The organism is Arthrobacter sp. P1_B11 (genome assembly GCF_056406715.1).
Genome location: NZ_JBFTZQ010000007.1, coordinates 286,195 through 295,369, shown reverse-complemented (window position 1 = coordinate 295,369; position 9,175 = coordinate 286,195). Strand labels below are relative to the sequence as shown.

Genomic DNA, 9,175 nt, shown 5'->3' with positions numbered 1-9,175 from the left:
GGCTGACCTACGGTAGGGCTTGTATTTATCAGCGTCACGTACTTAAAGGCTCGGTATGGGAAAGTTTTCGGGCACGACCACTTCAGGCCGTGAAAAGGCATACGCGCACCTGCGTGAAAGTGTCCTCACGGATCCGCAGCTGCAAGGCCAGTTCATCAACGAGACAGACCTTGCAGCCGACCTCGGCATTTCCCGCACCCCTGTCCGGGAAGCGTTGATGCTCCTCGTCTCAGAAGGTCTCGTCGAGCTGATTCCGCAGCGCGGCGCATACGTCCCAGCCATCTCTGGCAGGGAAATCTCGGAACTCATGGAACTTCGCAGCGTTCTTGAACGCTACGCGTCCCGGCTGGTCATCACGAAACAGCGTGTGCCGGCTGAAAGGATGCAAACGACACTCGACCTTCAGGCCGCCGTCCCAGATGACGATGATCCAGAGTCCGCACGCCATTTCATGCGCCTGGGAACCCTGTTTCACCAACAGCTCATTGACGCCGCTGGAAGCGATCTGATCTCCCGCACCTACAGCAATCTCCATGTCAGGCAAACGTTGGCAGGCGCTACCGCTGCGTGCAGGACCTCATGGCGGCGCCATGTCGTCTGCTCCGAACATCAGGGAATACTCGACGCCCTCATCGCGGGAGACGTTGTCCAGGCCCAAAAGGCAGTCGATGAGCATCTGGCCTCAACGAAGGACAACCTGTTCCGCAACTGACCGGAAAATTCCGGCCCACACCTCAACCACGCTTAACCGATGGGAGTTCTTCCATGCGTCTCGCAGTTGCCCAGATCATCAGCGGTGCCGACCCGACAGCGAATCTTGGCCTCATCAGGCAATACGCTGTTGAGGCCAAGAAAACTGGAGCCGAGTTGGTCGTGTTCCCTGAGGCGGTCATGCGCGCATTCGGTCACTCCCTCAACGACATCGCTGAGCCCCTCGATGGTCCTTGGGCCAACGAGGTCCGCAGCATCGCAAAAAGCTTGGATCTTGTCATCATTGCTGGAATGTTTACACCCGGCCGCGACGGCCGTGTCCGGAACACACTGCTCGTCACGGGACCCGGCATTGAAACTTCATACGACAAGGTGCACCTCTTTGATGCATTCGGATTTGCCGAGTCCGAAAGCGTCGATGCTGGGGAGAAATCGGTGACTTTCGAGGCGAACGGTACGGTTTTCGGGCTGGCCACCTGCTATGACGTCCGTTTCCCTGCGCTGTTCTCCGCCAATGCCAACGCCGGAGCCCAAGTGAACATCGTCTGTGCTTCGTGGGGATTTGGAGAAGGTAAAGCCGAGCAATGGGACCTGCTGGTCCGGGCAAGGGCATTGGACAGCACGACGTTCGTCGTCGCTTGCGGTCAGGGCGACCCGGAAACCATCGGTGCCGGGCCTGCTGGCGCAGCTCCCACCGGAATCGGTCGCAGTGCTGTTATCTCGCCGCTTGGATCCGTGCTGGCCAAACTTGGCGGCAAGCCCGAACTTGTGGTCGTTGACATCGAACCGTCACAGGTTGCCGAGGCCCGCCAAAAACTGCCGGTTCTGGCCAACGCCCACCAGTTCTAAGGTCAAGGCACGGACCATCCATATCTACTGACCACGAAGAAGTGAGAGACACACCATGACGCTGAAAGCAACGATCGTCGTAGGCAACCCCAAGCCGCAGTCTCGCACACTGGAGGTGGCCAAGAGTCTCACCGACAAGCTCCTCGTCCCGGGCACCTACATGCTGGAAATCATCGATCTCGCCGATCACGTCGCGGAAATCTTCGCCTGGCCATCGGATGAGATGGCTGCATTGAACGCCCGTGTCGCGGAGAGTGATCTTGTGGTTTTCGCCTCCCCGACCTACAAGGCCACCTACACGGGCCTCCTTAAAGCATTCCTGGATCGGTATCCAACCAATGGTCTAGTCGGTGTCACAGCCATTCCCGTGCACACAGGAGGCGATCTCACCCACGCCATGGGTCCCACGGTGAACCTCGCACCGCTGCTGGCTGAACTTGGTGCGGTTGTTCCTGGCCGCGGCTTCTACTTCGTGTCCAGCCAGATGGAGAACCTGGACGAAATTACTGCCCAGGCGGCGGCGGAGTACGCGGCTAATCTCAGCCGTGCCGCTAACATCGCCGCGTCATTGTCCGCGCCGGTTGCCTGAGGGAAGAAACACCACGTCTCTCGCCCAAACCTTGCCATGGTCCAGACCCCGGCGTTTGATCCCCGGGTTTTCCGTGACACGCTCGGGCACTACGCTTCCGGCATCACCATCATCAGCGGCATCGACGAGGACGACCCGATCGGCTTCGCCTGCCAGTCCTTCTACCCCGTCTCGACCGAACCGCTCCCGGACTCCTTCAGGTCAAGACCAACTCCCCACGGCGCCGACGAGGCCTCTACACCCGATACATAGGTATTAGTGACCCCCATGCCAATTGACCCCACCATTACGGTGCTGCTTCCACTAGGTTGGGCCTGCCGTGACTAGCGCGGGGGCTCCGGAGCACGGTCGAGAGAATGAGAATGCAATGCGAATGGCACGACTATTGACCAGTGAAGGCATTCGGCATGCCGTCTACCTGAATGAGGAATGGCATCACATAGATGATCCGTTTGCTCCGGTTCCAACGTTCTTGGGTCCAGTAACCTCGGCCGGGAAGGCCACACTGCTGGCCCCAACGTGCCCGGCGGTTATTGTCGGAATCGGGCACAATGACGGTAATCACCCGGTGCCTATACAGCCTTGGCTCAAGTCGGTCCACACTGTTGCCAGCCCGAATGATGTCATCGAGCCGCCGTGGCGGGTGGGCGCTGTGAATGTGGAAGGTGAACTTGCCGTCGTCATTGGTAAGAGTGCTGTTGACCTTACGGCGGAGAATGCTCTGGATCATGTCTTGGGCTATACCATCGCCAACGATGTCACCAACGCCACCCAGGCGGTGATTGACGAAAAACTCTTTCAAGCCAAATCAGGAACCCATTACACGCCGTTGGGGCCGTGGATTGAAACGGATATCGCAGATCCGGGGAACCTTGGCATCGACGTCACGGTCAACGGCCACGCCGAAGCCCGCTCAGGCACCTTCAACCTTATCTTCGGCGTGGTGGAGTGCTTGGTCCACGTGACGAAGTGGATGGCACTGGAACCCGGTGATGTCGTCATGACTGGAGCCCCTGGCACTATTGTCGGAGTCCAGCCCGGAGATACAGTGGCCATAACGATTGATGGGATCGGGACCTTGGTCAACGCTGTTGCCTGATCTTCGTGCGCATCCGGGCCTCTATCCCTTAGGCCGTAAGAGAACGGCCCAATCATGCAAGAAACCCCGAATAAGACACTGTTTTCGGTCCGGCAGTGTCATGTGAGTGTGGCTCCCTGGAAACCCTGCAAGCTTGGAGAAAAGGGACGGTGCCCGCTACGGAGCTTTTCTGCCTCCATGTCAGGACGTGCCACACGTGCGTGAAGAGCGCAGCCGGGACAAGATGCGGCGGGGCGACGTGGTGACTCTGACAGTGGTGCGCGGGAACGGCAGCGGAGGCCATCGAAGATTACTTGAAGACCGCAGGATGGTATTGATCCGTCTGCACGACTCACAGAGTGTGGATTGATATCCCCGACGACGCTATCGAGATTGGGGTTATAGGACAAAACGTGTGTAATTCCCGGGTGTGTCATGTGCGTCCTGCCCATCCGGTGCGGTGCCAGAGGCCTTCTTCAGGGCTGAGTCCGGTGCTGTAGAGCTCGGGGCCGGGGTCCCGTTCTGTCGGGGCGCTGGCTTTGGTCTTGGCTGGTCCGTAGTGGCGGTCTTGGATGAGCTTTGTTGGCGGTCGGGGTTGCTCGCTGTGCAGGTAGAGGTACCACTCGATGGCACGCTTCTGGTGTTCCTCGCTCGTGCCCCGGTGCGCCCGCAGCAGGAGCCGGAGCTGGGCGTTCGTGCCGCCTTCGATCCTGTTGGTCGTCGAGGCGATGTCCAGCCCGGCGTATTCGGCTTCCAAATACGTGAACAGCGTTCCGGCTTGGCTGAGGCGCTCCAGGAGCCGGTAGGCCTTGCGGAGCCTGTCATGCGTGTACCACCAGGACTGGTTGGACCGCACCCAGCCCGGACCATGGCGGTAGTGCTGCGGTAGGTGCGCGCTTTGACCAGGTGCCCGTGCTGCTGATGCCAGTCATGGAACCCGGCCAGCCAGGCTGCCGCGTCCGCCGGGGCCTTGATCCTCGTCAGCGCCCGTCCCAGCCGCAGCAACGCCTTGCCCGCATCGGTCCTGGGCCGGCCGGTCAGGTAGGTGCGCACGTTGCGCTGGACATGGACCAGGCAGCGCTGCACCGAGGTTTCGGACCAGCACTCGGACAGGGCCGCAGCGATCCCGGAACCACCGTCAGTGATCACAACCCTCGGGGCCGGAAAGCGTTCCAGCAACGCCGCCCACGCGGCCTTCTTCTCGGTGTCACACCACTGCCAACCCAGCACGTAGTCACCGGCAACAGCGATCAGGCAGCACCATGAACCCACGTAGATCCCATCGACCTGGATCTGGTCATGGACCTCGCCGGTCACCGGGATCCGCGGGGCAATGTTCCAGCACCACGCCGTGCGCCGACGCAATGACCGGGCCGTGCCGAACGAGGTGAACGATGACTGACTCGAGGTGCCCATCAGCCAGCCAAGGAACGCCTCCAATTCGGAGCGCCGGCTGACATCCGGGCGTTCACTCGAGCGGCTCGCACCGCATGCCAGACACCGGTAGCGCTGCTTACCGGCCGCCGTTTTCCCGTTCCGTACCAGCGATTGACCGCAGACAAGACATTCCAGAGATATGCAAGCACCCCAGCCACCCTAAGCGTCGAAAGCTTAGCCATCCCGGAATTCGCCCGCCAACACTGGGAAGCGAGCCCCTCCCATACACACGTTTTGTCCTATAACCCCGAGATTGTCTAACGGTGACGACGCCCCTCAAGCAAGAGGGCCACCCATCTCGCAACTTGGGTGGCCCTGACCGTTTAACTCCGGGGTAGGGGCTCACTGTGTGAGTTAGTGGAGGATTCCGCGTCGGATGGCTTGGGCGACCGCGGAGGCCCGGTCAGAGACTTCGAGCTTTTCGTAGATGTGTTGCAGATGCGTCTTAACGGTCGTCAACGAGATGTGCAGCTCGTTGGCAATCTTCTGACCCGAATGGCCATCTGCTGCAAGACGAAGAATATCGACCTCGCGGGCGGTGAGCGTCGGCCTCTTAGGGGTGTCCCGGCGAGTCCGTAGTTCACGGGCGAGAACGTCCTGCGCGAACGGGGCGATGATGGTTCCACCGGCACCAATGCGCAGGACTGCATCCGTGATCTCATCAAAGGACGCCGCCTTCTCCAGGAACCCGCGGGCTCCATGCGTGAAGGCTCTGAAGACCGTCTTGCTGTCCATGTATGCGGTCAAGACAAGAATGCTCGTCGGTGCCGCTTCAGCGAACAGCGTCTCAAGAACTTCCATGCCGCCGAGTTCAGGCAGTTGTAAATCCATGACTGCCACGTCTGGCTTCAGTTCCCGGATCGCTGCTAGTGCACTCTTGCCGTCTCCGGCGGAGCCCACAACCTCGATTTGAGGCACGTTCTTCCAGTTCTGGGCGAGGCCCTCCCTGTAGACCGGGTGGTCATCGGCGATGAAGACGGTGAAGATCTTCATGCCAGAGCTAGCGCCTGGCGAACTGTCCGCGCAAAATGCTCGATATCGAACGGTTTCGTTAGGTAGTCAAGGATTTTCATACTCCGGAGTTCGGCTATGCGCGCCGGAGTTGCATCTGCGGAAAGAATAATCACCGGGATGTCCTTCGTACGCTGGTCCTGCTGCAAGAGTTTTACGACTTCAACCCCTGACATGTCGGAGAGATTCACGTCCAGCAGGATAAGCTGAGGCGCGTTGTCCTGGGCCAAAGCTACCCCGGACTCACCACTTGTAGCGGAAATAAGGTTCAGCCCGCCCATCCCGGAAATGATGTTCTCCACCAAGCGGATATTCGCGTAAGTGTCTTCAATCTGCAGGATCGTAGCATGAGCAGCGTCGCTGGTGTCGACAGCATCTTTTTTGGGGGCCGACGTGTCGAGATCCTCCTCCGGCGCAGGCGCGAGCGGCATGTCCACGTAAAAAGTTGATCCCTCGCCCGGGGCGGTGTGTTCAATGCCCAAGGAGCCGCCCATTTCCTCCACAAGTCGCCGGGAAAGGGCAAGGCCCAAGCCGGACCCCTCAATGGAAGCCGATTGATCAAGGCGCACAAATGGTTTGAACAGCCGCTCCACGTCGTCCTCGGACATCCCAGGGCCTGTGTCCATGACCAAGAAGCGCAGCGCCCCGTCCACTACCTCGCACCAGACCCTGACAGCACCCTGGGGGTTGTTGAACTTCACAGCATTGCTCAGCAAGTTGATGAAGACTTGCCTTAGCCGCTGAGTGTCAGCTAGGACGTAACGGTGCAAGGCACCATGCAAATCGCTAGCGATCTCGATGTCCTGTGCAGCGGCCAGGGGGCGGACCAATTTGAGGGCCTGGTGGATCGAGTCGATTGCCGGTACAGGAACGGAGGCAATGCCAGGGGCGCCGGCCTCGATCCAGGTGATGTCCAGAACATCATTAACGAGTGCCAAGAGGTGCTTGCCGGCATCGAGGATATGACTTGCACTCTCGGCTGCGCGGGGGCTCAGGGGCAAATCCTGAAGCAGTTGCGCGAACCCTAATATGGCGTTCAGCGGCGTCCGCAGCTCGTGGCTCATCCTGGATAGGAATTCGCTTTTCGATCGGTTAGCACGCTCCGCGTCATGCATCGCTTCCCGCGCGGCCCTTTCTGCCCGTTTCCGGTCAGTGATGTCCGTGGAGATCGCGCCTAGAGCGTATGGCTTGCCGGCGTCATCCAGAAGCGGGAATTTTATGGACAGCCAACGGCTGTCTTCATCCAATTCGGACTGGTCCCGGTCTGTCGCCAAGAGTTCCTCGACTTCGATTGAGCTGGAGGTCCTGATGACCATGTCATCGTTGTTGGAGTAGTTGTCGGCCACGGCCTTGGGAAACAGGTCATAATCAGTCAGGCCGATGATTGATTCTGCTGTGACCCCCAGGCGTCGGGCATAGTAGTGGTTGGCAATTAGGTAACGGCCGTCCAGGTCTTTGACGTACATGAGGGCCGCTGAATTATCTAATAGATCCTTCAACTGCCTGATTGTCGAGTGTAAGTCGTGTTCGATGGAGTCCGGCTCCGCAAGCGCAGCCAACTGAACGACCATATACTCCGCAGGATCGCCGGGAATGTTGAACGTCTTGACCTGCGGGCGGAAGGCAGCCAGCTGATCGCCCAGATGAACCGTCATGGTTTGATCGTCCGCCAGTTCAGAAAGCGATGTCGCAACAAGTTTTATCAGGGCCGGTGTTGGGGCTTCATCCGGATCAACGGCGGGCTCGGTTGAGCCGTGCAGCAGTGCATCGAGCTTGCTGTTGCCTCCCAGGAACACCAGCCCTTTAGGGGATTCCTTTCGAAAGATGGCAGTGGCCAGGGGGGCCGCGTCGAAAGCGCTTTGTTTCAGCAGGCGAAGGGCCTCATCGGGGCTCACGGCAATAGTCTTTCACGGTGCTCGGTCCAGTCGGCAGGTGCTGCGTTGAATAATTCATGGATCAGCGGATCAGGCGTAAGCGCCTCCGTTGTACTCAACACTGGACCTCCAATTCATTTGTGGGAATGGAAGTCGGCCGGGTCCTTTCAGGACCAGGCCGACAAGACGTGGCGGGCCCTAGCTACCTACCCACCACGGCAAGAAGCTTTTCCCGGGACGGGTATTGCCATTCGACCCATTGCAGCGGAAGACCAACCCGCTCAGCCACAAGAGAATGTGTAACGGTTTCGGGGCCTCCTGTACCACTTATCTCCGTGATGCAGGCAATGAGAGCCGCTGTCCTTCTTTCGTTGCGTTCCCGGAGGATGTCGGCAAGGGCTCTTGCCGGTTTCGTTTTGCGTTTCTCGCGCCAAAGCGACATGTTAGATACCTCTGGCAAATTGCCAATCCAGAGTTGGTTGGTCGTAACTTTCTTGGCCATAGCCGTCGCCCCGAACCCAATGCAGTTCAGTTCGGGAGGGATAACGGCGGTGGGGTCTATACCTTGTCGTCGATACCGCGGAGGTGGCGGTACTGACCTTTGAAGTAGAGCAGTGGTTCTTCTTTGTGCCAGGTGGCTGGGCTCATTTCGTTGACGCGTCCGATGACGATGTAGTGGTCGCCGGCTTCGTGTTCTGCCCAGACGTCGCAGTCGAGCCACATCAGGGTGTCGGCGATGACGGGGTTGCCTGCGTTAGTTTGGGACCAGTCGATTCCGGCCCATTTGTCGGTGCCTTTGCGAGCGAACTGGTTTGAGACGGTGTCCTGGTCGTGGGCGAGGACATTGACGACGAACTTGCCGGTCTCGCGTAGCCGCGGGTAGGTCGTTGAGTTGGTCATGACGCTGAAGGAGACCAGGGGCGGATCGGTCGAGACGGAGTAGAAGGACTGGCAGGTGAAGCCGATCGGGCCGTCCTCGTCGATGCCGCTAATGATGGTGATGCCGGAAGCGTAGTGCCCGAGCGTGTCACGGAAAACCCGCGGATCAAACGCCGGTTCAAGGGCCGTCTTCTGGTCCAGAGTGATTGTCATATTCCTCAACTCCTTTGTGTGGTGTGGATAGTCGTTCATTCGCCGTACATGAGGCCGGCGAGAAATGGTTCAAGTTCAGGGTTGGGCTGCGTACTGCGGGCCATTGACTCCGCAGATTCGTCGCTTGGCTCGATGTAGACGCCCTCCCAGGGAAAGGCGCTGATCTGTCCGGGTGCCACAAGGGCTTGGCGGGCCTCTGCAGTCTGGAAAGACTGGTCGGCTGTTGAAGCGGGGATGGCCCTCCGCTTTGAACGGAAAGTCATGGGCAGTTGGAGCGTGATTGACATGACGGCTTCCTCCTTGAAGCGAGCTACCAATAACGTGGACAGGAATCAGGTGTTCTGTGACCCGCCCTTCAGGCCCTTACAACATCAATTCTTTCGTCAGGTGATGTGGCGCACATCGACCGGTTGGGTTTCCGATGGGATGGTCTTTTCCCGACCAAAAGGATGATGCAAGTTCCCCAAAGACTGTGATTTGGTAGGGGCAAGTCAACTTCCGGTAGGGAGGCTCCCCGGCAATATCTGCCTCTGG

10 protein-coding genes and 1 pseudogene are annotated in these 9,175 nt (G+C 59.1%); 5 read left to right on the top strand and 6 right to left on the bottom strand.

The window, feature by feature from the left end; all coding sequences use genetic code 11:
- Positions 1 to 55: 55 nt before the first annotated feature.
- From AC1D14_RS08530 to AC1D14_RS08510, 5 genes are all read left to right on the top strand, one after another.
- Positions 56 to 712, top strand: a complete 657-nt coding sequence (locus tag AC1D14_RS08530; RefSeq protein ID WP_230117759.1) for a GntR family transcriptional regulator — start codon at positions 56 to 58, stop codon at positions 710 to 712.
- Positions 713 to 765: 53 nt separating this feature from the next.
- Positions 766 to 1,560, top strand: coding sequence for a carbon-nitrogen hydrolase family protein (locus AC1D14_RS08525; RefSeq protein WP_230117760.1), 795 nt, complete (start codon positions 766 to 768; stop codon positions 1,558 to 1,560).
- A gap of 55 nt (positions 1,561 to 1,615) precedes the next feature.
- Complete coding sequence (locus AC1D14_RS08520; RefSeq protein ID WP_230117761.1) at positions 1,616 to 2,149, top strand: NADPH-dependent FMN reductase; 534 nt, start codon at positions 1,616 to 1,618, stop codon at positions 2,147 to 2,149.
- Positions 2,150 to 2,185: 36 nt separating this feature from the next.
- The gene (locus AC1D14_RS08515) at positions 2,186 to 2,401 is read left to right on the top strand and encodes a hypothetical protein (RefSeq protein WP_230117762.1); all 216 of its coding nucleotides are present in this window, start codon (positions 2,186 to 2,188) and stop codon (positions 2,399 to 2,401) included.
- Positions 2,402 to 2,522: 121 nt separating this feature from the next.
- Positions 2,523 to 3,248 (top strand): fumarylacetoacetate hydrolase family protein, encoded by a 726-nt coding sequence (locus AC1D14_RS08510; protein ID WP_230117763.1) that lies wholly within the window; start codon positions 2,523 to 2,525, stop codon positions 3,246 to 3,248.
- 412 nt (positions 3,249 to 3,660) lie between these two features.
- On the opposite strand, the gene AC1D14_RS08505 is transcribed toward AC1D14_RS08510, so the two are convergent.
- From AC1D14_RS08505 to AC1D14_RS08480, 6 genes and pseudogenes are all read right to left on the bottom strand, one after another.
- Positions 3,661 to 4,083, bottom strand: a complete 423-nt coding sequence (locus tag AC1D14_RS08505; protein WP_230117764.1) for a hypothetical protein — start codon at positions 4,081 to 4,083, stop codon at positions 3,661 to 3,663.
- 29 nt (positions 4,084 to 4,112) lie between these two features.
- A pseudogene (locus AC1D14_RS08500) lies at positions 4,113 to 4,799 on the bottom strand (transposase-like zinc-binding domain-containing protein); the annotation flags it as partial.
- Positions 4,800 to 5,018: 219 nt separating this feature from the next.
- Positions 5,019 to 5,657 carry a response regulator gene (locus tag AC1D14_RS08495; protein ID WP_230117765.1) on the bottom strand — a complete coding sequence of 213 codons (639 nt, stop codon included), beginning with the start codon at positions 5,655 to 5,657 and terminating at the stop codon, positions 5,019 to 5,021.
- Positions 5,654 to 7,570: a PAS domain-containing hybrid sensor histidine kinase/response regulator gene (locus tag AC1D14_RS08490; protein ID WP_230117766.1), complete on the bottom strand. Its 1,917-nt coding sequence runs from the start codon at positions 7,568 to 7,570 to the stop codon at positions 5,654 to 5,656. Before AC1D14_RS08490 ends, AC1D14_RS08495 begins: the two co-directional genes overlap by 4 nt.
- 537 nt (positions 7,571 to 8,107) lie before the next feature.
- Entirely contained in the window at positions 8,108 to 8,641 is a 534-nt protein-coding gene (locus AC1D14_RS08485; RefSeq protein ID WP_230117767.1) for a flavin reductase family protein, read from the bottom strand.
- Positions 8,642 to 8,676: 35 nt separating this feature from the next.
- Positions 8,677 to 8,928, bottom strand: a complete 252-nt coding sequence (locus AC1D14_RS08480; protein WP_230117768.1) for a hypothetical protein — start codon at positions 8,926 to 8,928, stop codon at positions 8,677 to 8,679.
- Positions 8,929 to 9,175: the final 247 nt, after the last annotated feature.